This window comes from Bacteroides sp. OM05-10AA, assembly GCF_003439055.1.
Taxonomy (GTDB): Bacteria; Bacteroidota; Bacteroidia; order Bacteroidales; family Bacteroidaceae; genus Bacteroides; species Bacteroides intestinigallinarum.
This window is the reverse complement of record NZ_QSUR01000009.1, coordinates 1-26,500: the sequence shown is the minus strand read 5'-3', so window position 1 is coordinate 26,500 and position 26,500 is coordinate 1. Positions and strand designations below refer to the sequence as shown.

The 26,500-nt window shown below is 43.1% G+C and carries 22 protein-coding genes; 17 read left to right on the top strand and 5 right to left on the bottom strand.

Annotated features, from left to right (window positions below):
- Window positions 1-189 precede the first annotated feature (189 nt).
- Together DXB58_RS08645 and DXB58_RS08640 are read right to left on the bottom strand one after the other, a co-directional pair.
- The gene (locus tag DXB58_RS08645; RefSeq protein WP_122136553.1) at window positions 190-1,764 is read right to left on the bottom strand and encodes an alkaline phosphatase family protein; all 1,575 of its coding nucleotides are present in this window, start codon (window positions 1,762-1,764) and stop codon (window positions 190-192) included.
- A complete protein-coding gene (locus DXB58_RS08640; protein ID WP_122136552.1) occupies window positions 1,764-2,951 on the bottom strand; it encodes a DUF4105 domain-containing protein in 1,188 nt (395 codons plus the stop codon). Before DXB58_RS08640 ends, DXB58_RS08645 begins: the two co-directional genes overlap by 1 nt.
- Here DXB58_RS08640 and DXB58_RS08635 point away from each other — a divergent pair.
- From DXB58_RS08635 to DXB58_RS08555, 17 genes are all read left to right on the top strand, one after another.
- Window positions 2,933-3,271, top strand: coding sequence for a hypothetical protein (locus DXB58_RS08635; protein ID WP_122136551.1), 339 nt, complete (start codon window positions 2,933-2,935; stop codon window positions 3,269-3,271). The two genes, DXB58_RS08640 and DXB58_RS08635, sit on opposite strands and share 19 nt — an antisense overlap.
- A gap of 88 nt (window positions 3,272-3,359) precedes the next feature.
- A complete protein-coding gene (locus DXB58_RS08630) occupies window positions 3,360-4,148 on the top strand; it encodes a type III pantothenate kinase (protein ID WP_187343993.1) in 789 nt (262 codons plus the stop codon).
- Entirely contained in the window at window positions 4,135-5,448 is a 1,314-nt protein-coding gene (locus DXB58_RS08625; protein WP_122136550.1) for an outer membrane protein transport protein, read from the top strand. The genes DXB58_RS08630 and DXB58_RS08625 overlap by 14 nt, the downstream gene beginning before the upstream one ends.
- A 62-nt stretch (window positions 5,449-5,510) precedes the next feature.
- Entirely contained in the window at window positions 5,511-6,836 is a 1,326-nt protein-coding gene (locus tag DXB58_RS08620; protein WP_122136549.1) for a hypothetical protein, read from the top strand.
- A gap of 43 nt (window positions 6,837-6,879) precedes the next feature.
- Window positions 6,880-7,494, top strand: coding sequence for an LPS export ABC transporter periplasmic protein LptC (gene lptC / locus DXB58_RS08615; protein WP_122136548.1), 615 nt, complete (start codon window positions 6,880-6,882; stop codon window positions 7,492-7,494).
- 53 nt (window positions 7,495-7,547) lie between these two features.
- Window positions 7,548-8,804: a hemolysin family protein gene (locus DXB58_RS08610; RefSeq protein ID WP_122136547.1), complete on the top strand. Its 1,257-nt coding sequence runs from the start codon at window positions 7,548-7,550 to the stop codon at window positions 8,802-8,804.
- A 119-nt stretch (window positions 8,805-8,923) separates the two neighbouring features.
- On the top strand, window positions 8,924-11,065 hold the full coding sequence (locus DXB58_RS08605) for a peptidylprolyl isomerase (RefSeq protein ID WP_122136546.1): 2,142 nt from the start codon (window positions 8,924-8,926) through the stop codon (window positions 11,063-11,065).
- Window positions 11,066-11,274: 209 nt separating this feature from the next.
- Window positions 11,275-14,625: a DUF4062 domain-containing protein gene (locus tag DXB58_RS08600; RefSeq protein WP_122136545.1), complete on the top strand. Its 3,351-nt coding sequence runs from the start codon at window positions 11,275-11,277 to the stop codon at window positions 14,623-14,625.
- Between the two features lie 103 nt (window positions 14,626-14,728).
- A complete protein-coding gene (gene rlmN, locus DXB58_RS08595; RefSeq protein WP_117971798.1) occupies window positions 14,729-15,763 on the top strand; it encodes a 23S rRNA (adenine(2503)-C(2))-methyltransferase RlmN in 1,035 nt (344 codons plus the stop codon).
- 18 nt (window positions 15,764-15,781) lie between these two features.
- On the top strand, window positions 15,782-16,825 hold the full coding sequence (locus DXB58_RS08590; RefSeq protein ID WP_122136544.1) for a DUF4837 family protein: 1,044 nt from the start codon (window positions 15,782-15,784) through the stop codon (window positions 16,823-16,825).
- Window positions 16,826-16,829: 4 nt separating this feature from the next.
- Window positions 16,830-17,924, top strand: a complete 1,095-nt coding sequence (pdxA, locus tag DXB58_RS08585; protein ID WP_122136543.1) for a 4-hydroxythreonine-4-phosphate dehydrogenase PdxA — start codon at window positions 16,830-16,832, stop codon at window positions 17,922-17,924.
- Window positions 17,925-17,933: 9 nt separating this feature from the next.
- On the top strand, window positions 17,934-19,175 hold the full coding sequence (locus DXB58_RS08580; protein ID WP_122136542.1) for a sigma-54-dependent Fis family transcriptional regulator: 1,242 nt from the start codon (window positions 17,934-17,936) through the stop codon (window positions 19,173-19,175).
- On the top strand, window positions 19,162-19,689 hold the full coding sequence (gene lptE / locus DXB58_RS08575; RefSeq protein ID WP_009000581.1) for an LptE family protein: 528 nt from the start codon (window positions 19,162-19,164) through the stop codon (window positions 19,687-19,689). The genes DXB58_RS08580 and lptE overlap by 14 nt, the downstream gene beginning before the upstream one ends.
- A gap of 5 nt (window positions 19,690-19,694) precedes the next feature.
- A complete protein-coding gene (locus DXB58_RS08570) occupies window positions 19,695-20,468 on the top strand; it encodes a tetratricopeptide repeat protein (RefSeq protein ID WP_122136541.1) in 774 nt (257 codons plus the stop codon).
- A 6-nt stretch (window positions 20,469-20,474) separates the two neighbouring features.
- Window positions 20,475-20,867: a preprotein translocase subunit SecG gene (secG, locus tag DXB58_RS08565; protein ID WP_009000583.1), complete on the top strand. Its 393-nt coding sequence runs from the start codon at window positions 20,475-20,477 to the stop codon at window positions 20,865-20,867.
- A gap of 246 nt (window positions 20,868-21,113) precedes the next feature.
- Window positions 21,114-22,502: an MFS transporter gene (locus tag DXB58_RS08560; RefSeq protein ID WP_009000584.1), complete on the top strand. Its 1,389-nt coding sequence runs from the start codon at window positions 21,114-21,116 to the stop codon at window positions 22,500-22,502.
- A 95-nt stretch (window positions 22,503-22,597) separates the two neighbouring features.
- A complete protein-coding gene (locus DXB58_RS08555) occupies window positions 22,598-22,942 on the top strand; it encodes a PqqD family protein (RefSeq protein ID WP_117936564.1) in 345 nt (114 codons plus the stop codon).
- Between the two features lie 261 nt (window positions 22,943-23,203).
- Here the strand turns inward: DXB58_RS08555 and DXB58_RS08550 are convergent, their stop codons facing one another.
- The 3 genes from DXB58_RS08550 to DXB58_RS08540 form a co-directional block, all read right to left on the bottom strand.
- A complete protein-coding gene (locus DXB58_RS08550) occupies window positions 23,204-23,488 on the bottom strand; it encodes a hypothetical protein (RefSeq protein WP_032843181.1) in 285 nt (94 codons plus the stop codon).
- A gap of 23 nt (window positions 23,489-23,511) precedes the next feature.
- Complete coding sequence (locus DXB58_RS08545) at window positions 23,512-24,579, bottom strand: DUF4831 family protein (RefSeq protein ID WP_122136540.1); 1,068 nt, start codon at window positions 24,577-24,579, stop codon at window positions 23,512-23,514.
- A 72-nt stretch (window positions 24,580-24,651) separates the two neighbouring features.
- On the bottom strand, window positions 24,652-26,163 hold the full coding sequence (locus DXB58_RS08540) for an NAD(P)H-hydrate dehydratase (protein ID WP_122136539.1): 1,512 nt from the start codon (window positions 26,161-26,163) through the stop codon (window positions 24,652-24,654).
- Window positions 26,164-26,500 lie beyond the last annotated feature (337 nt).

Genomic DNA, 26,500 nt, shown 5'->3' with positions numbered 1-26,500 from the left:
TATTTCAATTTCAACGCGGATTAACGCAGATTTACGCAGATTAAAAGAAAGATTAAACTGGATTTGTTTTTATCCGCGTAAATCTGCGTTAATCCGCGTTGGGGAATCTTTATATCAAGAAACCTCCGCAAAGTTACATTAAAATGCTGATTTATTTATGTTTTGCTCCCTGTTTTTGTGAGTAAATTGTTACCGAATGTCGGTAATAGGAGCAGAAGTACAGGCGTTGGGAGCCCGGATGCGCATAAAATGTGCCAGTGTAGGCGCAATATGGTCAATGGTTACAGGTGTCTGGATAATGGCCGGTTTCACGGAATGTCCCATGAAAATCAGCGGTGAGGGAATATAGGAATGACGTACCACTTTGTTTTCGCCGCCGTTTTCGTTGACGATGGTCCATCCGGGGAGGACATCGATTACGAGGTCACCCGAACGTTTGCGGTGGTAGCCGTTACGTATTTTGTAGATTTCCGGAGTCCATGAACCCAGTAATAGCCGGTTAGCCGAATAGGCTTCGTTCACTCCGCTGAACTGCATCAGGAATTCTGCTGACTTTTGTTGGATCTCTGCCAGATTCAGTTCTTTCTTTTCCAATAACTTATGATTCAGATAAATCTGCTGATTATGGTGAGCTTCCACATACTTTCCTTCGCCATACGTAGCCATCAGGTACATATTCAATAGAGCCGCACAACGGTTGAGATAAAACTCTCCGCCGGGAACCTTGTACAATCCCGAATCAGGCGATTCGCTGTCTATATATCCGGTGGAAGTGACGAAAATAAGCACATTTTGCAGTCCTACTTTCTTATCAAGAACTTCAAGCAGGTCGGCAATGCTGCGGTCAAGACGCACGTAGGTGTCTTGTATTTCCATGGCACATTCCTGTACGGATTTGTGCGCATAGTTTCCGGCATAGTAAGTGAGTGCCAATAAGTCAGTAATGTCATCCATGCCGATGGAACTTTTGTTCAATGCTTCTTCGGCAAGCGCATTCACTTCATCATTCACAAAAGGGCTGGCGATGAAGCGGCGGTATTTATTACTGCGGTCATCATCGAATTTATATTTGAAGAGCATATCCCGCCAATCTGGCAGGAAAGTGTACATGCCCCGCGGAAATATAGGCTCCCATGTCATACCGGCAATACGGAAATCGACCGCCTGACGGTCGTTATATTGGCTTGCCCACCACGGAAACTCTCCGTAATAGGTGGTTCCGCTCCATTTTCCGGTGTTGGGATTGAGCCAGAAAGCAGCGTTTCCGGCATGTCCGGCTGCAAAAAGTGCGGCATCGCAATCAGGTGCAATGGCATATACGAGTCCTTTGCCTTGTGTCGCTATTTTAAGCTCGTCGGCAATGGTTGAAGTCAGTAGTTTGGTGGGGGCGACAGTCTGGTCGGTGTAATACCCCATAAATGCCGTGTCGTCTGTGCTGTTGACGGGGCGGAGGGTAGAGGCATCCATCCAGCGTTGAGAAATAATTCCGTTCATGGAAGGCGTCGTACCGCTATAAATAGCCGCTATGGCAGAAGCGCGGTCTATACCGGAGAAGGTATATTCGGCGTTATGGAACACTCTTCCCTCTTTCCAAAGACGTTTGAAGCCTTTCTCACCGTAGAGTGACGAAAAAGCTTCCAGATAGTCCGTACGTAATTGGTCAATCGTCAGCCCTACCACTAATTTAGGGGCGGCAGGCAGTGACTGGGCTTGTAGCCCGGTGAAAGTCAGTACGGTGATGAGGGAAGTTAGTAGTCCTTTCATTATTTCTTTTTAGATGTCACAATCAGATTGCTCGCTGAACGTATCAGCAAAACGAGTGCCAAAGGTACAACAGCAAAGTCAAATCTTTGCGGAATTACAGGAAAAAGCACTATAAAAAGTGTTAAAACCACCAGATTCAGGGCTAAATACCAACATTTCTTCCCTTTTCGGACACAATATATAATGTATGGCAAGAAAAGAAGTTGTCCCGGATGGAATACCAATAATAGGAAATTGGAGCTGACTGCCGGGTGTTGGGAGAAGAGTGCGAGAAATGCAAGGACACATCCCACAATACCTGCTATACCAAAAAGGAAGAGGTCGATTCCCCATAATCCGGTTCTCCGGCGGATTCCATAGATGGTGGCGGCGGTTGTCAATATAAATAAGAGTAAGGAGTATTGAAGCGGAGTAGGCATCCAGTCGCTTTCATCCGGTTCGGGAGTGGCATCGACTACCAGTTCGTTGGTCGTTATGAGTGGGCGCTGGATAGAATCTCCTTTAATTTGTGCACCGTCGAAAGCATCCATCAGGTAGAAAGGGGCAAACATCATCTGACGTTGTGTGATGGGCCGGTCGGCTTCATTTCCGATGCAGAGATCAATGCCGAAACGTGCCCATGGATGTCCTTTGCAATACTGATGTACGATGTCGCGGAAAGTGAGGGAGCCATCCTGCGGTTCTGCGGGATAAATCACTTTTCCTGCAATGCTTTCTTCTATCTTGTCCCGGGGGCGGGTAGCACAATTATCGTAAAAGAAATTATAACGGTACACCCGGTTTTCCGGACGATAGTTTTCTTGTAATAACCGGATCAGTTCTGTCTTTTCTTCATCGGTCAGATTCAGCGTCTGCTGCCATACGCTGCGTCCGAAAAATGCGTATTCAGCTGCAAAACGTTCATAATCCGTTGCTCCCAGTTGGTAGTCTGTTTCTCCGAGCGAGAAGCGGAAAATGAAGTTGGGAGTGTTGAAACTGAACAATCCGTAGTTGAATACAACGTCAATCCCTTGTGAAGGATTTTCGTAACGGATGGCAGTGTGTCCGAACAGGGAATATATTTCCTCTCCGGGGGCACAAGTCAACAGGCTCAAACGGATGGAGTCGTTGTTATTGGCAGATGCTTGTCCGGTGGGCAGAAGCAACAGGAAGAAGGAGAGGATGATGTATGAGAAAAACCGTTTCATTAGCTGGTTCGTTTTATTTTGGTGGCAAATATAGAAAGAATAGTTGGATTCGGGAAAACGGAGCCTTTATTTTATCAGAATATAGGCTCTGTTTCATACAAGCAGAGGCTCTATATGGCTTAAACAGAGGCTCTGTTTTCTTTAAATGGAGCCTCTGTTTGGGTGAAATAATGTTTCTGCTTGAACGGAAAATTGATTACAAAATAGTGGAACACTTTTTGGAACGCTATTTTTCTCTTGTAATCTATTGCTTATTAGCTGTTTATGATGTAATAAAAAAAGACTGCCGAACGCAAAGTGGAATACATAATAAACAATAAAAGATAATTGATCTATTTAAAAATAGATAGTTCGATTTTTTTGTTTTTGTGGATTTCTAAAATGAAAAAAGAAGATAATTCCTCTTCTATGCTTCAACTTTTCTTTTTTTACTTTACCTTTGCGCCCGCTAAAGAACCAAAAGAGTTGAATTTAATAATCGACATAGGAAATACAAAGGCAAAGATTGCTTTCTTCGACGGCGGAGAAATTGTGGATGTAGTAGCTGAATCCAATCAGTCGCTGGATTGCTTGAAGGCTTTTTGTTCCCAATATCCGGTTGAACAGGGGATTGTGGCTACTGTCATTGATTTAAGCGAAAAGGTATTAGCTGATTTGGCAGCTTTGCCATTTCCTTTGCTCTGGCTCAATCATCAGACTCCGCTTCCGGTTGTCAACCTGTACGAAACTCCCGAAACATTGGGATATGACCGTATGGCTGCCGTAGTGGGTGCTAATGAGCAGTTTCCTCATCGGGATATATTGGTGATTGATGCGGGAACTTGCATTACTTATGAGTTTATTGACTCAAAGGGTCAGTATCATGGCGGTAATATTTCTCCCGGTATGCAGATGCGTTTCAAAGCACTTCATCAGTTTACGGGGCGTTTACCTCTGGTAGACACCAACGGGCGCAAACTCCCGATGGGACGGGACACCGAAACGGCTATACGTGCCGGAGTGATGAAAGGGATGGAATACGAAATTTCAGGTTATATTGAGTCTATGAAGCATAAATATCCTGAACTTTTGGTTTTTTTAACGGGCGGAGATGATTTTTCTTTTGATAGCAGCGTAAAAAGTATCATCTTTGCAGATAGATTTTTAGTGTTGAAAGGATTAAATAGAATTTTAAACTATAATAATGGTAGGATTTAAACACACACTTTGTGCGCTTTTGCTCACGATGGTTACCGGAATGGCAATCGCTCAAAATAATACAAACTCTCCTTATACACGATATGGCTATGGCGACTTGTCCGATCAGAGTTTCGGTAACAGCAAGGCGATGGGGGGAATTGCTTTTGGACTTCGGGATGGAGCACAGATCAATCCACTGAATCCTGCTTCGTATACAGCCATTGACTCATTGACATTCCTCTTTGAAGGAGGTGTCAGTCTGCAGAACATGAATATTAGCGGTAGTGGTGTGAAACTGAACGCTAAAAATTCCAGCTTTGACTATCTGGCTATGCAATTTCGTTTGCATCCGCGGATAGCGATGAGTATCGGACTATTGCCGTTCTCCAATGTGGGATATTCAGTGTCGGATACACAGACTGCAACAGATCCTACTACCGGCAATACGGCTGATTATGCCAGAAGCTATACCGGAGATGGAGGTTTGCATCAATTATATGCCGGATTAGGAGTGAAAGTGCTCAAAAACCTTTCGGTAGGTGTGAATGCTTCTTATTTCTGGGGAGATATCAATCGTACACGTGTTGTTTATTTTCCAAGTGTATCAGGTGCTTATAATTATAATCACCAATCGGTTGCATCAGTATCGAGTTATAAACTTGATTTTGGAGCACAATATACATTGGATATTGATAAAAAACATTCAGTGACAATTGGAGCAGTATATTCTCCGGAGTTGAAATTGGGTAATGATTACAGTGTAACGACACAAATGGTATCAAACTCTACGGGTACAGCGGTTTCTACTACCACCTTGAGTCCGGATGCTACATTTAAAGTGCCTAATACATTTGGAGTCGGATTTACATATAACTATGACAAACGCCTGACTGTTGGTCTGGATTATAGTTTGCAACAATGGTCAAAAACGAAATTTGACGTAAATACACCAGACGAAGCTGTACGTGAAGACTTTAATGAGACATATACGTATTGCGACCGTCATAAGATATCAGTGGGTGCGGAATATATTCCTAATTTGATAGGACGTTCTTATTTATCCCATATCAAATACCGTTTGGGAGCTTATTATACGACGCCGTATTATAAGATCGGCGGCAAAGAGGCTACCCGTGAATATGGCGTAACTGCCGGTTTCGGTCTGCCTGTACCCCGGTCCCGTTCCATTCTTAGCATCAGCGGACAGTTTGTTCGTATCAGTGGACAGGAAGCGGCTTTTGTAAACGAAAATATCTTCCGCGTTAGCATCGGATTGACGTTTAACGAACGTTGGTTCTTCAAACGCAGAGTGGAGTAATGAGATGAATAAATGTGAGAGAGAATAGACGACTATATAATAACAACTAAAATTTAGATACAATGAAAATTAAAACGCTTGTGGCTATGTTGTTCCTTTCGGCAGGGGCAACCACTGTGGTAGCACAGGATGCGACTAACTGTAACTCGAACAGTAGCATCTCGCATGAAGCTGTGCGTGCAGGTAATTTTAAAGATGCGTATACTCCTTGGAAAGCTGTGTTGGAAAACTGCCCGACGCTTCGTTTCTATACTTTTACTGACGGATATAAAATTCTGAAAGGTTTGATGGGACAAATCAAGGATAGGAATAATCCGGAATATCAGAAATATTTTGATGAATTGATGAATACGCATGATTTGCGTATCAAATACACAGACGAGTTCTTGGCTAAAGGTACAAAAGTGTCTTCTGCTGATGAGGCTCTGGGTATCAAAGCAGTAGATTACATTGCTTTCGCTCCGAAAATTGATGTTAATCAGGCTTATCAATGGTTGAGCCAGTCGGTAAATGCTGTAAAAGCTGAATCTGCTGCCGCTACTATCTTCTATTTCCTGCAAATGTCTTTGGATAAACTGAAAACAGATCCTAACCACAAGGAACAATTCATCCAGGATTATCTGGCTGCTTCTGAATATGCTGATGCTGCTATTGCCGCTGAAACGAATGAAGCAAAGAAGAAAAATTTGCAAGGTATCAAAGATAATCTGGTTGCTTTGTTTGTAAACAGCGGAACAGCTGATTGCGAATCACTGCAAAACATCTATGGACCGAAAGTGGAAGCTAACCAAACAGACTTGGCTTACTTGAAGAAAGTAATCGACATCATGAAGATGATGAGATGTACTGAAAGCGAAGCTTATCAACAGGCGGCTTTCTATGTGTACAAGATAGAACCTAGTGCAGATGCCGCTACCGGATGTGCTTACCAAGCATTTAAGAAAGGTGACATTGACGGTGCTGTAAAATTCTTCGACGAAGCCATTGGATTGGAAACAGACAACGTGAAGAAAGCTGAAAAAGCATACGCTGCCGGAGCTGTATTGGCTTCTGCCAAAAAACTGTCTCAAGCAAGAGCGTATTGCCAGAAAGCTATCGGGTTCAACGAGAACTATGGTGCTCCATATATCCTGATTGCCAATCTGTATGCAATGAGTCCTAACTGGAGCGACGAGTCAGCTTTGAACAAGTGTACTTACTTTGCAGTAATCGACAAACTGCAACGTGCAAAACAAGTAGATCCGAGTGTAGCTGAAGAAGCTAACAGCTTGATCGGTAGATATTCAGCTCATACTCCGCAAGCTAAAGACCTATTTATGTTAGGTTACAAGCAAGGCGACCGCATCACTATCGGCGGTTGGATAGGAGAGACTACAACGATTAGATAAATGTATGTTGCGAAAACGAAGAAACCGTTTATTGCATAAAAGCATGAGCATAACAATCGCCTTCGGGGCGATTGTTATGCTTCTTTTATTATCTTCCTGTGGCGGAAAGAAGAAAGCTATGGGTGAGGCTATCACAGAACGTGATTCCCTTCCGATGATGACAACATTGGGAGTCACCACCCTTATCTCCGATTCCGGAGTGACACGCTACAGAGTGAATACGGAAGAATGGTCGGTGTACGACCGTAAGAAACCATCCTATTGGGCCTTTGAGAAAGGCGTATATCTGGAACAGTTCGACTCTATCTTTCATATAGAAGCCAGTATCAAAGCGGATACTGCCTACTATTATGACAAAGAAAGGCTTTGGAAGCTGATAGGGAACGTAGATATACAGAACCGGAAAGGAGAGCGTTTTAATACGGAACTGTTGTACTGGAACGAAGTCACCCAAAAGGTGTATTCCGACAAGTTTATACGTATTCAACAACCGGATAGAATTATTACAGGGCATGGATTCGACTCGAACCAGCAAATGACCATATATACCATCCATAATATCGAAGGTATTTTCTATGTGGATGAGGAAGCGGGTGGTCCGCCCCAACCGGAAACAAAAGCGCTGCCGGATTCAGTGCAAAAAGATTCAGCGAAATAGGCGAAGTACTATCAATCGTACATCGTAAATCGTCTAATCGTAAATCAGAACTTATGAATATTTATATATCTCTAATTATCACCATGGTCTTCTCCGCCTTCTTTTCAGGAATGGAGATCGCCTTTGTGTCGGTAGACAAACTGCGTTTTGAGATGGAACGCAAGGGGGGAATTACGTCCCGCATCCTTTCCATCTTCTTCAAGAACCCGAATGAATTTATCTCTACCATGTTGGTGGGGAATAACATTGCCCTGGTCATCTATGGTATCCTGATGGCACAGATTATCGGCGACAATCTGCTGGCGGGATTCATTGACAATCATTTTCTGATGGTATTGGCGCAGACCGTTATTTCTACCCTTATTATTCTGGTGACCGGAGAGTTTCTGCCGAAAACAATCTTCAAAATCAATCCCAATCTGGTCTTGAATGTTTTTGCCATTCCACTGATTATTTGTTATGTCATTCTATATCCTATATCCAAACTGGCTTCCGGTTTGTCTTGTTTGTTCCTCCGTGTCTTTGGAATGAAGATCAACAAGGATGCATCCGACAGAGCGTTTGGAAAAGTCGACTTGGACTACTTCGTGCAAAGCAGTATTGATAATGCCGAGAATGAGGAGGAGCTGGATACGGAAGTGAAAATCTTCCAGAACGCTTTGGATTTCTCGAACATAAAAATCCGCGACTGTATCGTTCCGCGTACTGAAGTGGTGGCTGTTGACCTGACAACTTCACTGGACGAGTTGAAAAGCCGCTTCATCGAATCCGGAATTTCCAAGATCATTGTGTACGATGGAAATATCGACAACGTAGTGGGTTATATCCATTCGTCGGAAATGTTTCGCGCTCCGAAAAACTGGCATGAGAATGTGAAGCAAGTGCCGATTGTGCCCGAAACCATGTCCGCCAATAAACTGATGAAACTCTTTATGCAGCAGAAGAAAACGATTGCTGTAGTGGTGGATGAATTTGGCGGTACGTCCGGTATTGCATCTCTGGAAGATCTGGTAGAAGAAATCTTTGGAGATATAGAAGATGAGCACGATAATACTTCCTATATCAGCAAGCAGATTGATGAACGTGAGTATGTGTTGTCCGCCCGCTTGGAGATAGAAAAAGTCAATGAGACGTTCGGACTCGATTTGCCCGAATCGGACGATTATCTGACGGTAGGAGGACTGATTCTGAACCAATATCAGAGTTTTCCGAAGCTGCATGAAGTGGTGCGGGTAGGACGTTATCAATTCAAGATAATTAAGGTCACAGCGACAAAAATAGAACTCGTGCGATTAAAAGTCTTGGAATAATGACGATAATCAAGAAATTTTTAGCCAATAAATAGATGCATATTAGCATTTTTTGTATCTTCGTGCGCTAAAACGACAAAAGAAAGAAATAATAATAAACATAAATCGTATTAATCAAAATGGCAACGTTACAAAACATTAGGTCGAAAGGACCTCTATTGGTGATTGTTATCGGCTTGGCGCTGTTTGCTTTCATTGCGGGTGACGCATGGAAAGTGATGCAGCCGCATCAGGCGCATGACGTAGGTGAGGTGAACGGAGACGCTCTTTCCGCTCAAGAGTATCAGAATTTGGTAGAAGAATATACCGAAGTGGTGAAACTCATGCGTGGAGTGAACGCCTTGAATGACGAACAGACCAATCAGGTGCGCGATGAAGTATGGCGTTCCTACGTAAACAATAAACTGATTGAAAAAGAAGCAAAAGCACTCGGACTGACTGTTTCTGCTGCTGAAATTCAGGACATCCTGAAAGCCGGTGTTCATCCTTTGTTGAGACAAACTCCTTTCCAGAATCCGCAAACAGGTGCTTTTGACAAGGATATGTTGAACAAATTCCTCGTAGAATATGCCAAAATGAGCGAATCACAGATGCCGGCACAGTATGCTGAACAATACAACAACATGTATAAATACTGGACATTCATTCAGAAAACTTTGATTGAAAGCCGTCTGGCAGAGAAATACCAGGCATTGGTGTCTAAAGCTCTTCTTTCTAATCCGGTGGAAGCACAGGATGCTTTCGACGCAAGAGTAAACCAGTACAATGTGTTGATGGCTGGTATTCCTTACTCTTCTGTGGTAGATTCTACAATTGTAGTGAAAGAATCGGAACTGAAAGATTTGTATAACAAGAAGAAAGAACAATTCAAGCAATATCAGGAAACTCGTGACGTCAAATATATTGATGTACAGGTAACTGCAAGTGCTGAAGATAGAGCAGCTATCCAGAAAGAAGTAGACGAAGCTACTGCACAGTTGGCTACTACTACGGATGATTATACTTCTTTTATCCGTTCGGTTGGCTCGGAAGCTCCTTATGTAGACTTGTTCTACAACAAGACTGCTTTCCCGTCAGATGTAGTTGCACGTTTGGACTCTGCTTCTGTTGGTGTTATTTATGGTCCTTACTATAACGGAACCGACAATACAATCAACTCTTTCAAGATAGTTGCTAAAGCTGCTGCTGCCGACTCTGTGGAATTCCGTCAGATTCAGGTATACGCAGAAGATGCAGTGAAGACAAAGACATTGGCTGACAGTATCTATAACGCTATCAAAGGCGGTGCTAACTTTGCGGACCTTGCAAAGAAATACGGTCAGACAGGTGACGCTAATTGGTTGACTTCTGCACAATATGAAGGTGCACAGATAGATGGTGACAACCTGAAGTTCATCTCTGCTATCAACAATGCAAGTGTGAACGAACTGGTGAACTTGCCGATGGGACAAGCAAATGTAATCCTTCAGGTGACTAACAAGAAATCTGTGAAAGATAAATATAAAGTAGCTGTAATCAAGCGTGAAGTAGAGTTCAGCAAAGAAACTTACAACCGTGCTTATAATGATTTCAGCCAGTTTATCGCAGCTAACCCTAGTGTAGAAAAGATGGTGGCTAACGCTGAAGAAGCTGGTTACAGATTGCTCGACAGAATGGATTTGAGCAGCTCTGAACATAACATCGGTGGCGTGAGAGGCACAAAAGAGGCTTTGAGATGGACATTTGATAAAGCGAAACCGGGTGATGTTTCCGGCTTGTATGAATGTGGCGAAAGCGATCACCTGATGGTGGTAGGTCTGGTAAGCATTAAGCCGGAAGGATACCGTCCGTTGAAAGCTGTACAGGATCAGTTGAGAGCTGAAATCGTAAAAGACAAGAAAGCTGAAAAGATCATGGCTGACATGAAAGCTGCCAATGCAACTTCATTCAACCAGTACAAAGATATGGCTAATGCAGTCAGCGACTCTTTGAAGATGGTTACTTTTGCAGCTCCTGCTTATGTATCGGCATTGCGTAGCAGCGAACCGTTGGTAGGTGCTTATGCTTCTGTTGCTGCAGAAAATCAGTTGAGTGCTCCTATTAAAGGTAACGCCGGAGTATTTGTATTGCAAGTATACGGTAAAGACAAGTTGAACGAAACATTCGACGCAAAAGCTGAAGAAGCTACGCTGACTAACATGCACGCACGTTTTGCCAGCCGTCTGATGAATGACTTGTATCTGAAAGCAAACGTAAAAGATACACGTTTCCTGTTCTTCTAAGGAAGTATAGGAAATAGATATTCGGGCACGGATTACACGGATTTGCGCGGTTTTAATTGATAAAGAACCGCGAGTCCGTGTAATCCGTGTCTTTTTTTTATTGTCGTTTTCCGTTTATGATCTTTGTTATCTGATTAAATTTCCATATCTTGCCAGTCTTTATCAATCGAGTCTGTGAAATATTTCATTAACTAATACAAATCTATATTATGATAAAACAACTTGCCCAGTATTCAGTACCCGCTGAAAATTCACGTGTTATTCGTGTGTTCCTTTCGTCAACGTTCAGAGATATGGAAATGGAGCGTTCTGCATTAGTCAAACTATTTAAGGGTTTGCAAGTGAAGGCTGCCAGTCGTGGTGTTACCATTTCATTGGTCGACCTGCGTTGGGGGATCACAGAAGAAGATGCAAAAAGTGGCAAGGTGGTTGAAATCTGTTTGAAAGAAATAGTGCATTCCCGGCCTTTCTTCATTGGCATGGTAGGCGAACGCTATGGATGGTGTCCCAGTTATGAAGATTTATCGCAGACTTTCAGTGATAGCCTGGAATATAGTTGGGTGGAAGATGATTTGAATAATCGTTTGAGTGTGACAGAGATGGAAATGCAGTTTGGGGTATTGCGCAATCCCAATCCGTTGCATGCCTATTTTTATATCAAGCAGTCTGCTACTGATCTCTCTTGTCCTAAAGAAGAGTTTCATAAACTGCAACACCTTAAAGAGTGTATTTTGCAGCAGGATCGTTATCCTGTGCAAGAGTATGATTCGCCCGAGCAGTTATGTCAATTTGTAGAATCTGCTTTCACAGAATTGCTCGAACAAGAGTTTCCTGATGTATTGACTGTTGAAGATAACCAGGCGTTGCAAGAACAGTTAACCCGTAATGAACTCTTATTTAATTATCATCCAATACCTGAAGCGGATCAGGCTTTTTCCGATTTCTTAGCTGCGGATGAGCAACGGTGTCTCGTTGTAACGGGTGATGGTGGTCTTGGTAAGAGTGCTCTGCTGGCTCATTGGAGTGATTGGGTGAATAATGATATGCAGATGATTCCCATATATCATCGATTGGATAATACTACGCTGTCTTCTTATCCGGAGACTTTGGTGAGGGCATTAGCTGCAAAATGCCAGAATGCACTCAAATGTCAGACTTTAGGTGAAGAAGATTTGTTTACCGCTGAAGTTTCAAAGGAATCTGATTCAACTCAAGGTACAGCCAGATCGATTCTGGACATTGTGAGAGAATCAATGGTGTTTGGGAATAATGTATTGGACGGTTTTTCAGAAAACACACTTCGAAATATTAAAGAGATTGAGGAAGATTTGAATTCTATTCAAAAGTTCAGTCAGTTGTGGGCTGCGCTAGGGAGATCAAAATATGCTATCATTTTATTGATTGATGACATCAGTTATCTAAATTCAACGGAAGTATCTCTGTTTTCTTTATTCGGATCTATACCGTCTAATGTGAAGGTAGTATTAAGTTTTGCTGCATCATCCACTGCATATTTGCCTTTTGTCCAGAACGGGTACAGTCATTATCGGTTGAATGGCTTTTCGCAGGCTGATGCAAAGTCGTTTTCAAAACAATATTTGTCTACTTATTCTAAAGCTCTGTCTGCACAGCAAGAAGATATTCTTAGCTCGTGGGTGCTGGCTAAACAACCGCGCTGCTTAAATGTATTGCTCAATGAATTGGTTTCGTTTGGCCAATATGATACTCTTAGTGAATATATGAGTGGATATTGTCAGATAAACGAGATTACCCAATTCTACGACAGCGTGCTCCGGCGTTTGTCATCTGATTATGGTTTCGATAGGATTGGAAGGGCACTTTTAATGCTTTCACTTACTTTAGAGGGATTTACCGAAGATGAAGTAAAGAGTATGACAGGAATTAATCAGCTGCTTTGGTCGCAGTTGAGAGTGGAAATGAGTAGTTGGCTCACCAACAAAGGGGGACGATATTGCATTTGTGATACGCAAATGATAGAGGCAATTGAACGGTATTTTGCTCAAGATGACGTGTCTATAGACGAGTGTCGCAAGGAGATAATTCTTGCTCTTCTGGATGATAGCGATACTCTTTCTCATCCATTAACTTTTGCTGATTATAACTATCGCATGAAACAGTTTTGTTACCATGACTCTTATCGCTATCAAGTGGAAATTACTTATCAAAGTTATAAGATGCAACATTGGGACTTTTTAAGAGATTGGATCTGTGATGCGGAAACCTTCGAAATTCTGTATCGCACTAATTATTCTCTATTAGAAGATTGCTGGAAGGCGATAATGAACGATAACCCTTCGCTTACGCCTGCAGCCTATGCTGAATTGGACTTTGGTCAGATTGACTCTTTTTTGATTCCTGTCATTGCTAATGACATGGCTACTTTCTTGAGCAGCTCTTTCCACCTGACGAAGGCGGCGATGGAGGTGAGCGAGAAGAGTATGGAAGGAGAAGCGATACCGTTAATTGCCAAGTCGGTATTAAAGATGAACGAAGGATGCCGGTACGCCCGCAATGAAGAATACGAAACAGCATGCGACTGTTTCTTGAAAGCATTGGTGATGCAGGAAAGTATTATACCAACTCCGGAATTGGAGATTGCCAATACCTGTCGGAATCTGGGTCTGGCATATTACTACAATGAGCAATACAATGAAGCTGTGATTTATTTGAATAGGGCGCTTAATTATCATGCGGCTTCTACTGACGAGAAGAGTCAGGCAGAAGTTATTGAACTTTCCGAATTCTTGGCTTATTGTGATTATTATAGGGATGAGGAAGAGAGTGCCGCCAATAAATTCCGGAAAGTGGCTGAAATGCACGAATCTTTGAATGGCAGACTGTCGAGTGGAGTGGCTAAATGTTTGCGTATGCAGGGAAAATGTCTTTATTATATTAAGCGATATGATGAAGCGTGGAGTTTGGTGAATGAGGCGTTGGGTATTGCTATACAGATAGATAATAGGAAACAGATCGTGGCTTGTCACAAAGAGTTGTATCATTTGTGCAAGGAGTTTAAGCGGGTGATGAAGGAGCGTGGAGATGAACAAAGTTCTACTTTATTTTTCCGTGAGTCTCTTCTGCATGAAAAGTTTTTCAGTGAAAAGCCGCGTCTGGCTGAATTAACTGTCCGTTACGAGGCATTGAGATGTGATATTATGCGACAATATTATGAGAATAAGGAGTATGGGAACGTAATTCGTATTGCAACGACTTTGGATATTCACGAGGATATTGATCCTGATGTTTCTAGTGAGGTCTGTTACTACGAAGCGCAAGCTTATGCAAAGATGGAAAATTATCCAATGGCGAAAGATGCTTTCTCCAGAGAGCTTGAACTGCGAAAGAAGTACTTGGGGTGGGAGGACGATCATACGATTCTGGCTTGTCAAAATCTAGGGGTTTTACACAGTTTTTGTAATGAACGGGAAGATGCGTTGGCCTGTTTTCGTGAGGCATACGATCACGAAGTGAAAAAGAATGGTAGTGACTCGGAAATGGCGAAAAAGCTGCTTCAATATATAGATGTAGTTCGTTCATAACTTGGGTATACTTTCCTTTTTTGTTAACTTTTGCATTCTCGCTGTACGGAAATCGACTTAATTTCCTTACATTTGCAAATATAATCGATCAACAGAAAGAAGAATGTCTAAATATCCCCTTTTAGGAATGACCCTTGTGGAGCTTCAATCATTGGCAAAAAGACTGGGTATGCCCAACTTTGCTGCCAAACAGATTGCATCCTGGCTTTACGAAAAGAAAGTAGCCTCGATTGATGAAATGACTAATCTGTCATTGAAACACCGGGAGTTGCTCAAGCAGAACTATGAGGTGGGAGCAGTTGCTCCGGTAGATGAAATGCGCTCTGTAGATGGCACGGTGAAGTATCTTTATAAAGTGGGTGAGAATCATTTTGTAGAGTCGGTTTATATTCCGGATGACGACCGGGCAACGTTGTGCGTGTCTTCACAAGTAGGTTGCAAGATGAACTGTAAGTTCTGCATGACGGGTAAACAAGGCTATACCGCCAACCTGACCGCCAGTCAGATCATCAACCAGATTCATTCGCTGCCGGAACGCGACAAACTGACCAATGTCGTGATGATGGGAATGGGTGAACCGCTTGATAATTTGGATGAGGTGCTGAAAGCATTGGAACTACTGACCGCTAACTACGGCTATGCCTGGAGCCCGAAGCGTATCACGCTCTCTACAGTCGGACTACGGAAAGGATTGCAGCGTTTTATCGAAGAAAATGATTGCCATCTCGCCATCAGTCTTCACTCTCCGTTGACAGCTCAACGCTCCGAATTGATGCCGGCAGAAAGAGCATATTCGATCACCGAGATGGTGGAACTGTTAAAAAACTATGATTTTAGCAAACAACGTCGACTTTCATTTGAATATATTGTTTTTAAAGGGCTTAATGATTCGCAGGTCTATGCCAAAGAGTTACTGAAGCTTCTTCGCGGACTGGATTGCAGAGTGAATCTGATTCGTTTTCATGCCATACCGGGGGTAGACCTCGAAGGAGCGGATATGGATACGATGACCCGTTTTCGTGATTATCTGACGTCACACGGGCTTTTCACCACCATCCGTTCTTCAAGAGGAGAAGATATTTTTGCAGCTTGTGGTATGTTGTCGACAGCGAAACAGGAAGAAAAGATTGAGAGTTAATATATAAAACCGAACATCATGAAAAAGTACTTTTTTTATTTAAGCATCGCTTTGGTAGCCTTTGTCGTTGCTTCTTGTGGTCTGAAAGGAAATCACACCTCTAGTGGTCGTGCTTACGAACTTTTAGTTGTAGTAGATCACGGTGTTTGGGATCGTGCTGCCGGAAGGGCCTTGCATGATGCGCTTGATTCTGATGTGCCTGGTTTGCCGCAGTCGGAACCTTCTTTCCGGATTATGTATACTTCACCGAAGGACTATGATTCTACGTTGAAACTGATACGTAACATTATTATTGTAGATATACAGGATATATATACGAAAGCATCTTTCAAATATGCGAAAGACGTATATGCCAATCCGCAAATGATATTGACTATCCAGGCTCCGAACGAAGAAGAGTTTGAAAAGTTTGTGGAAGAGAATAGAAAGACGATTGTCGACTTCTTTACCCGTGCGGAAATGAACCGTCAGATTACGTTATTGGAAGAAAAACACAGTAACTTTATCTCCAACAAAGTGGATAGTCTGTTCGGCTGCAACATCTGGTTGCCTTCCGAACTGACCAATTCTAAAACCGGTGAGGACTTTTTCTGGGCTTCTACCAACACAGGTACTGCCGACCGTAATTTTGTGATGTACTCTTATCCTTATACTGACAAAGATACATTTACGAAAGAATATTTTGTACACAAACGTGACTCTGTGATGCAGGCCAATATCCCCGGATTCAAAGAAGGTGTTTATATGTCGACTGACAGCTTGCTGACTGACGTTCGTCCCATCAATGTACAGAACAGCTACACGATGGAAGCACGCGGCTTGTGGCGTATGAAGGGCGATTTTATGGGTGGCCCATACGTTTCCCACACTCGTCTGGACGAGAAAAACCAACGAATTATTACAGCAGAAATATTTGTTTATTCACCTGATAAAATGAAACGCAACCTGGTACGCCAGATGGAAGCATCTCTTTATACACTGAAACTTCCGAATGAGGTTCAGCAGAATCAGATTCCATTGGGAGGTGTATCCAAGGCGGCAGCGGAACAAACTAAAAAATAAAAACATGGAAGATAACAAGATAAGAATAGGTATCACCCAGGGAGATATTAACGGGGTGGGCTATGAGGTGATTCTGAAGACATTTTCTGACCCTACAATGTTGGAACTATGTACTCCGATCATTTACGGTTCACCGAAAGTAGCGGCTTATCATCGTAAAGCGTTGGACATACAGACGAATTTCAGTATCGTCAACTCTGCTACCGAAGCTGGATACAATCGCTTGAGTGTGGTGAACTGTACGGATGATGAGGTGAAAGTGGAATTTTCCAAACCCGATCCCGAAGCGGGTAAAGCTGCGCTGGGAGCCTTGGAACGTGCTATTGAAGAATATCGCGAAGGTTTGATCGACGTCATCGTGACAGCTCCGATCAACAAACATACGATTCAGTCGGAAGAGTTCTCATTCCCCGGACATACGGAATATATCGAAGAACGTCTGGGTAACGGCAATAAATCATTAATGATTTTGATGAAGAATGACTTCCGGGTAGCTTTGGTTACGACGCATATCCCTGTCAGAGAGATTGCCACTACGATTACCAAAGAACTGATTCAGGAGAAGCTGATGATATTCCATCGTTGTCTGAAACAAGATTTCGGCATCGGTGCTCCGCGTATTGCGGTACTCTCTCTCAACCCTCACGCCGGAGACGGTGGTTTGTTGGGAATGGAAGAACAGGAAGTGATTATTCCTGCCATGAAAGAAATGGAAGAGAAAGGAATCCTTAGCTATGGTCCTTATGCGGCCGATGGCTTTATGGGTTCAGGCAATTATACTCATTTTGACGGTATCCTGGCAATGTATCACGATCAGGGGCTGGCTCCGTTCAAAGCATTGGCTATGGAAGACGGAGTGAACTATACGGCAGGTCTGCCGGTGGTACGTACTTCTCCGGCTCATGGCACTGCTTATGATATTGCAGGCAAGGGAGTGGCTTGTGAAGATTCCTTCCGTCAGGCAATTTATGTTGCCATCGACGTGTTCCGTAATCGTCAGCGGGAAAGAGTGGCTCGTGCCAATCCGTTGCGTAAACAGTATTACGAGAAACGTGATGATAGTGATAAACTGAAACTGGATACAGTAGACGAAGATTAAAAACAAGTAATGACAAGAGCAGAGATACAACAAGTGAAACAACGTTTCGGTATTATAGGTAATACCGAAGCATTGTCGCGCGCCATAGATGTTGCCATTCAGGTAGCTCCTACCGATTTGTCTGTGCTGATTACCGGAGAAAGTGGAGTCGGAAAAGAAAGTTTTCCGCAGATTATTCATCAATATAGCCGGAGGAAGCACGGACAGTATATTGCTGTCAACTGTGGTGCTATTCCGGAGGGTACGATTGATTCCGAACTGTTCGGGCATGAGAAGGGTGCGTTTACGGGTGCGATTGGCGAACGGAAAGGGTACTTTGGCGAAGCCGACGGTGGTACTATTTTCCTTGATGAAGTAGGGGAGTTGCCGATGCCTACCCAGGCGCGTTTGCTCCGTGTGTTGGAGAGTGGCGAGTTTATAAAAGTAGGTTCGTCCAAAGTGCAAAAGACGGATGTTCGTATTGTGGCAGCTACCAATGTCAATCTCACACAAGCAATTGCCGAAGGACGTTTCCGTGAAGATTTATATTACCGGTTGAATACGGTACCTATCCAGATTCCTCCTTTGCGTGAACGTGGAGATGATGTGCTCCTGCTGTTCCGTAAGTTTTCCGCAGACTTTGCAGAGAAATACCGGATGCCCGCTATTCAGCTGACGGAGGATGCCAAGAAAGAATTGCTGGCTTATCCGTGGCCCGGTAACGTGCGCCAGCTGAAGAACATCACCGAGCAAATATCCATTATTGAAACAAACAGGGAGATCACTGCCGCCATCTTGCAGAATTATCTTCCCGCACAAAATATGCAACGTCTTCCCGCACTGATGGGAACACGCGAAAGTAAAGGCTTTGAAAGTGAACGGGAGATTCTTTATTCCGTCCTGTTCGATATGCGCCAGGAGGTAGCGGAGTTGAAGAAGATGGTACACAACCTGATGGCTGAACGTGCCGGACAGGTGGGGCAGGTAGGACAAGTGGGAACGGTGGTTACTACTCCGGTAGTGACGACACACCAGCCTTCGGTACCTGCAATCATTCATACCATGCAGCCTGCCGTTTGCAAGGATGATGACGACATACAAGACACGGAAGAATATGTAGAAGAACCTCCTTTGTCACTGGACGAAGTGGAAAAAGAAATGATACGCAAAGCACTTGAAAGGCATCATGGAAAGCGGAAAAGTGCGGCTAAGGACTTGAATATTTCCGAGCGTACACTTTATAGAAAAATAAAAGAATATGAATTGGATTAAGAAAATAATACGCCCTTTGGTACTGTTCGTTTTACCGTTGGTAGTCATTGCGTGCACTGTCTCCTATAAGTTTAACGGATCGTCTATCAATTATGATAAGGTAAAGACTATTTCGATAGCCGACTTCCCGATCAAGTCGGAGTATGTGTATGCTCCGTTGGCGACTAAGTTTAATGAAGACCTGAAAGATATCTTCATCCGGCAAACCCGTCTGCAACTGCTCAAACCGAGTCAGAATGCCGACTTACAGATTGACGGAGAAATTACAGGGTATAATCAGTATAACCAGGCAGTATCTGCCGACGGTTACTCTTCGGAAACAAAGTTGACTATCACCGTCAATGTACGATTTGTCAATAATACTAATCATGCCGAAGACTTTGAACAACAGTTTTCTGCTTTCCGTACCTACGACTCTACCCAGTTGCTGACTGCCGTACAGGACGGATTGATTGCTGAAATGTCTAAAGAGATCACCGACCAAATTTTTAATGCAACTGTAGCAAACTGGTAATATAAATGACTGCTGTTAACTTTCAACAATGGATACAGCATCCCGAGATGCTGAATAGGGATACTTTATACGAACTGCGCAATCTTCTTGCGAGGTATCCGTATTTTCAGTCGCTTCGTCTGCTGTATTTGAAAAACCTGTATGTTCTCCATGATATTAGTTTCGGTGGGGAACTGCGAAAAGCGGTTCTTTACATTGCAGACAGACGGCAGTTGTTCCAGTTGATTGAAGGTGACCGCTATGATGTGCAGGCGCGGAAAAAAGGAGTACCCCTCACGGAGGTACTGAAAGACGAGCCGTCTGTAGATCGCACATTGGCATTGATTGACGCTTTCTTGTCCACAGTACCCGAAGAAGTAGCGGCCCAGACCGGCTTCGACTATTCGATGGATTATACTTCCTATCTTTTGGAGGAGACTCCGGCTACGGAACAGCCTTCAGAAGAAACGCCCAAACTCAAAGGCTACGAACTGATTGACGATTTTATAGAAAAGAGTGAGAGTGACTCCCCCCTCTGCATGAAGCCGTTAAGAGAAGAAGCGGTATTTTCCGCAGATGCTTCGGACGAGGTATGCGAAGAAGAAACGACGGAGGAAGAAGAGGAAGACGACAGCTGTTTCACGGAAACTTTAGCAAAAATCTATGTTAAACAGCAACGATATTCAAAAGCTCTTGAAATAATTAAAAAATTAAGCTTGAAATATCCAAAAAAAAATGCTTACTTTGCAGACCAAATCAGATTTTTGGAGAAATTGATTATTAACGCTAATTCAAAATAACTAAAAATGTACTTATTATTCGTTATCTTAATGGTTATTGCAGCCTTGTTGATGTGTTTCATCGTGCTGATTCAGAACTCAAAAGGAGGCGGACTTGCTTCTGGTTTCTCTTCATCTAACGCCATCATGGGCGTACGCAAGACTACAGACTTTCTGGAAAAAGCAACATGGGGCCTGGCCATCTTTATGGTTGTAATGAGCATTGCTACTGCTTATGTAGTTCCTCGTTCTGCAGTTGTTAAAGATGCAGTGTTGGAACAGGCACAGAAAGAACAACAGACTAACCCGTATAACTTACCCGCAGGTACGGCTGCGCCGCAAACTGAAGCTCCTGCTACCAATGCACCTGCTACAGAAACTCCGGCACCGGCTGAAACTCCTGCTCCTAAAGCAGAGTAATTTGCTCCGCCGTCAGGTAAGGCTTTGGGATAAAACCATTTAAGGGAAGGTGCAGACGGATGCTGCATTTCTTTGATATTTAAGTGCGGATTACGCAGATTACACGGATTTTCAATGTTCCGAGTGGTCAGTGTAATCCGCACTTAACTTTTTCTTGTAAAAACAATCTCTTTGTGATAGAAACAAACGAGATTTAACTACCTTTGTTGGCTGTATAAGATTATTAACTACTTTTTAAATATAACAATGACAGAACATTTGAAACAGAAACTGAATGACTCCCCCGTACTCCGATGGAGTGTTCTAGCATTGGTCGCATTTACTATGCTATGCGGCTATTTCCTCACCGACGTAATGTCTCCTCTAAAACCCATGCTTGAGAAAGAACTATTATGGGATAGTCTTGATTATGGATTCTTTACAAGCGCTTACGGTTGGTTTAACGTATTCTTGTTGATGCTGATCTTCGGTGGTATCATTTTGGACAAAATGGGAGTTCGTTTCACCGGAATGGGAGCTTGCTTATTGATGGTGTTTGGTTGTGGCTTGAAATACTATGCGATTTCTACTACTTTTCCAGAAGGTGCCATGCTCTTCGGATTCAAAACACAGGTGACGTTGGCTGCATTGGGATATGCTATCTTTGGTGTAGGTGTGGAGATTGCCGGTATCACTGTTTCCAAGATTATAGTGAAATGGTTCAAGGGCAAGGAAATGGCATTGGCTATGGGACTTGAAATGGCTACGGCACGTATCGGAACAACTCTGGCGATGGTATTGACAGTTCCTTTGGCAGACTTCTTCGGATATACGGACGAGGGTGGTGCATTCCATACCAATATTCCTGCTCCTATTCTGTTTTGTCTGATTATGCTGTGTGTAGGTACCATTGCTTTCTTCCTTTATACTTTCTACGATAAGAAATTGGATGCTTCTTTGGATGCAGAAGGCTTGGAACCGGAAGAACCGTTCCGTATGAAAGACATTGTGTACATCATCACAAATAAAGGATTCTGGTTGATCGCATTACTATGCGTATTGTTCTACTCGGCCGTATTCCCCTTTATCAAATATGCTGCCGACTTGATGGTGCAGAAATATAATGTAGATCCTAAACTGGCGGGGACGATTCCCGGATTGTTGCCGATTGGTGCAATTATCCTGACTCCGTTGTTCGGTTCGTTATATGACCGTATCGGCAAGGGAGCCACATTGATGGTGATCGGATCATTGATGCTAATTTTTGTACATACCATGTTTGCCCTGCCTATACTGAATATATGGTGGTTTGCTACTATTATAATGATTATATTGGGATTTGCTTTCTCACTGGTGCCTTCGGCTATGTGGCCTTCTGTTCCGAAGATTATTCCGGAAAAACAGCTGGGTACTGCTTACGCTTTGATTTTCTGGGTACAGAACTGGGGACTGATGGGTGTTCCTTTGTTAATCGGATGGGTATTGAATACTTATTGCAAAGGTCCGGTGGTAGACGGTGCACAGACTTATGATTACACATTGCCGATGACTATTTTTGCTCTCTTTGGTGTACTTGCTCTGATTGTTGCTTTGATGTTGAAAGCAGAGAATAAGAAGAAAGGATACGGTTTGGAAGAGGCAAATATCCAAAAGTAACAGTTACAATTCGAAGTAACGTTATAAATCCGAGAGTATAAGATTTGAAAATAAAAGAGGGTTAGTATTAATGCTCTGAAATAAAAAAAAGAATTATGGCTGCCAAAGAGAAAATAAACCTGTTAGAGGTCATTCCTTGTCGCAGTGAACATATTACAGCAGAAAGGGAAGGGGAGACGATTGTGCTCTCCTTTCCCCGTTTTAAATATCCGTGGATGCAACGCTTCCTTGTACCGGCAGGAATGTCGAAAGAACTTCATGTGCGATTGGAAGAACACGGTACGGCTGTATGGGAACTGATAGATGGAAAACGTACTGTTCGTGAGATCATAGAAGGGCTCGCAGATCATTTTCAAAATGAAGCGGGATACGAGTCTCGTGTATCGGCTTATCTTTCTCAAATGCAGAAAGATGGATTTATAAAACTTTTTATTAATTGACTTAATCAGATGATAGGTGATAAATGATAGTTACTATACGGCATAATAGCTAGTTATATGATAGTGCAGCCTCCTAAGGAGGTTTATCAAATATCCCGTTTAAAGATATGAAAAAAGGCAACTGATTCGTAATGATGTAGTTGCCTTTTTAGTATTTTGAGAATATCTTTAGTTACTTATATTTCTTATTTACTGAATATCCCTTATCATTTAGGAAGCATCTCCCATCTATCATTTATCACCTATCATCTAATAAATTATCTAATTAAGGAAAATAGCCCAGAATATGACAGCAGTTGCAATGAGGACTCCCATAATAATAAGCGTCCCCCAAACGAAATAATTGCTGTCCTTTTCTTTCTTTTTCTCCGAGTCGTGGATGATACGTCCCATTTCCTCGGGAGTGGTGTTGGGCAGTGGATAAGGCTCGTTGGTGCGGTTTAAGTGCTTCAGTTTGTCGTTGGCACGTTCACGGCGTAGACGGGAAGCCTCTCGCCCTTCGCTAAGCCGACGTATCATGTCGAGCATGTGTCCTTCACCACCCATATTCTTTGCCCTTTAGAAGTTTACTATTTGCCTTCTTCTCTATCCACTTTTAACAATCCTCCCGTATTCGGATCAAAATAAACTTTGATTGTAGAATTCTTATTGAATAAGACAGGAGCCAGATATTCTATCACACCGAATTGAGTAATAGGAAGTTCACCTTCGTAAAGTTTCTTTTTACCGTCGGTCAATGTAACCATTGCTTGTCCGGGCACGTTGTAGGCGATTCCATCCAAATCTTTCTTCTTCTTACCGTCTTCCTGTGGAATCTTGACAGATTTCAGGTCTTTCAAGCTGATATAAAACGGAGTTCCTGCCAGATCGTTGTTGGCAACTACACCCAGTTTCTTGGAGAAGCGGAAAGCAACTTCGTTGTTAAATTCCTTGTCCGGAGTAAGACGGACGGTGAATGTCTTCTCTTCCTTATCACGAGTGCCGGAGAACATTTGCGTCATTGCTTCTTCCTGTGCATTCAGATTATCAAGCATAATTTTAAGCTGTGCTCCGTCTGAAGGCATATTGTCAGCTTGTCCACGCAATAAGGCATTCTTGCTTTCGCGGATGTTATAGATCTCTTTAGCCACCAGTTCAGCCATCTTCGCGGTAGAACTGGCCATCAGAATTTCTTCGGTCAGGAATTCGCGGGGATTCGCTGTTTTTGAGAGGACAGTGGGAGCAGGAGCTGTTTTCTTGTCTGAACTGCTTTTGCTGTAAGGCACATTGATGGTTTTCACGATGCCGTCCTCTGTCAGTTCCATGAGTGGTGCTACTGTTTTATCCTTCAATTTTACGAAGTAAGTAGTTTCGCTGTTGGGTACACCTACAGATTTCACTTTCACACTAGCCAGTTCCCAATACTCTTCGGGTTCGGTGGAGACATTGGCCAATCGCAGGTAACGATCAGCGTATTTGCTGAATTCTCCTGGAGTATAGTTGACTTTGTTGGCTTTTATTTCAAGCTCTATTTGGGTTTTGGGAAGACTGTAAACTACTCCGTAATCTTTTCCCCGGGTAACTCCCGTCAGTACTTCGGTTTGTGCATAGGCGGACGTTGCCATCAGTAGTCCCGCTGCTATAATCAACTTTTTCATATTCGGTTCTTTTTAACTGGTTTTGAAAACAAAGTTAATGAAGTTATTGAAAAAACTGTAAGTTCTTAACTTTTATTCGCTTACAAGTCGCCATGCTGTCGGTAGACAGGTGATAATATCGCTTGCGATCATTCCGATCATTCCCTGCTTCTTTTGAGCAACATCGCCCGCCAATCCGTGAATGTAAGTGCCGATTTTAGCAGCTTCTTCGGTTGGATAACCTTGGGCAAGCAGTGCCAGGATTACTCCGGTCAATACGTCACCACTACCTCCGGTTGCCATTCCGGGATTTCCGGTCGGATTGAAGAAACATTTGCCTTCGGGGGTGATGATGGCAGAATAGGCTCCTTTTAAAATAATGTGTACATGAGCGGCACGAGCCAACTCGCAAGCTTTCATCAGACGTTCGTAAGAATCCTGACATTTGCCGGTCAGACGTTCCAGCTCCTTCGGATGTGGGGTGAGGATGGAACCTTTCGGCAGATGTGTAAGTGCGTGGCGGTGGTTGGCTAGGATATTAAGTGCGTCGGCGTCTACTACAACAGGGGCTTGGCAGTGTTCCAGTTGTTCCAATAGGGCAGCTTCCGTTTCTTCATTTCGTCCCAGTCCCGGGCCGATGCCGACTGCTTGATAATCATCTGTGTCGGTGGGTACGGCAAAACAGGTCTCGTTAGCGTCGGTTTCTACGATTGCTTCGGGTATGGAAGTCTGCAAGATGTCGTTGTTACACATTGGTGCATGAACGGTCAGCAGTCCTACTCCCGAACGGAGGCAGGCACGGGCAGCCAGAGCGGAAGCTCCTGCCATTCCTTTTGAACCGGCTATTAATAGTGCATGACCAAAGTTTCCCTTGTGGGCAAACTGTTTACGTGGTTTGATGAGTGAACGGATATCCTCTATTTCCAACATCTCGTAGTTTGTTTCCGTCTCTTCAATGCCGTCCTCGCTCAATTGGATATCCAATAATTCCCATTCTCCTACAAATTCAGTGTTTTCAGCGAACAGAAAGGCCAGCTTCGGCAGTTGCAGACTGAAGGTAACGTCGGCACGGATAATATTGGTTTTTACGTTGAATGTGTTTTCTTCTCCCATCAGTCCGGAAGGAATGTCAATGGCTACTACCATGGCAGGGGAAGAATTGATGTATTTCACTACGGCAGCGAATCCTCCGCTCAACGGCTTGTTCAGGCCGGAACCGAATAATCCATCAATAACCAGATGATCGGGCGTCAGGACAGGAGGAACGAATTGGGTACTAATTTCGTGGAATGTCACTTCTTCCATCATTTCTACCAGTTCTTTATTAGTCTGGCAGTCGGGCGAAAGTTCTCCCTTTGGGTTGAAGAGATATACTTCGATCTTATACCCTTTTTCAGCCATCATGCGGGCTACGGCAAGAGCGTCTCCGCCATTATTTCCCGGTCCGGCAAAGATGGTGACCGGTGTTTCCATATTCCATCTGTCTGTGATGGCTTTAGTTAATGCGGTTGCTGCACGTTCCATCAGGTCGATTGATGCAATAGGTTCGTTCTCAATAGTATAAGCGTCCAATTTCTTGATACTGCTGCTTGGAAATATTTTCATTGCGATGTTCTTTTAGTTTTCGGATTACAAATGTACATGATTCTTCTGACTTTTCCCGTTTGTTGTGGGAAGAAAACTTATTAATTATAAGGAGATGAGCTGCAGGGAATAGGGAAATAAGTTGTTCCTGACCCATAGCAAAGTTCTTTTCTATGGGTTGCAAAGTTTTTGAGTATAGGAAGAAAACTATAATTGCAACCTTTGATTATATAAATGAAGCTTTCATTTATATAAACGAAAGCTTTGTTTTTATAAATGCAACTTGCATTTATAGATTTGGGTTAGTGAAACAGGGCAGACGCATTAAATATTTTACTATTTCATAAGGGATTATATT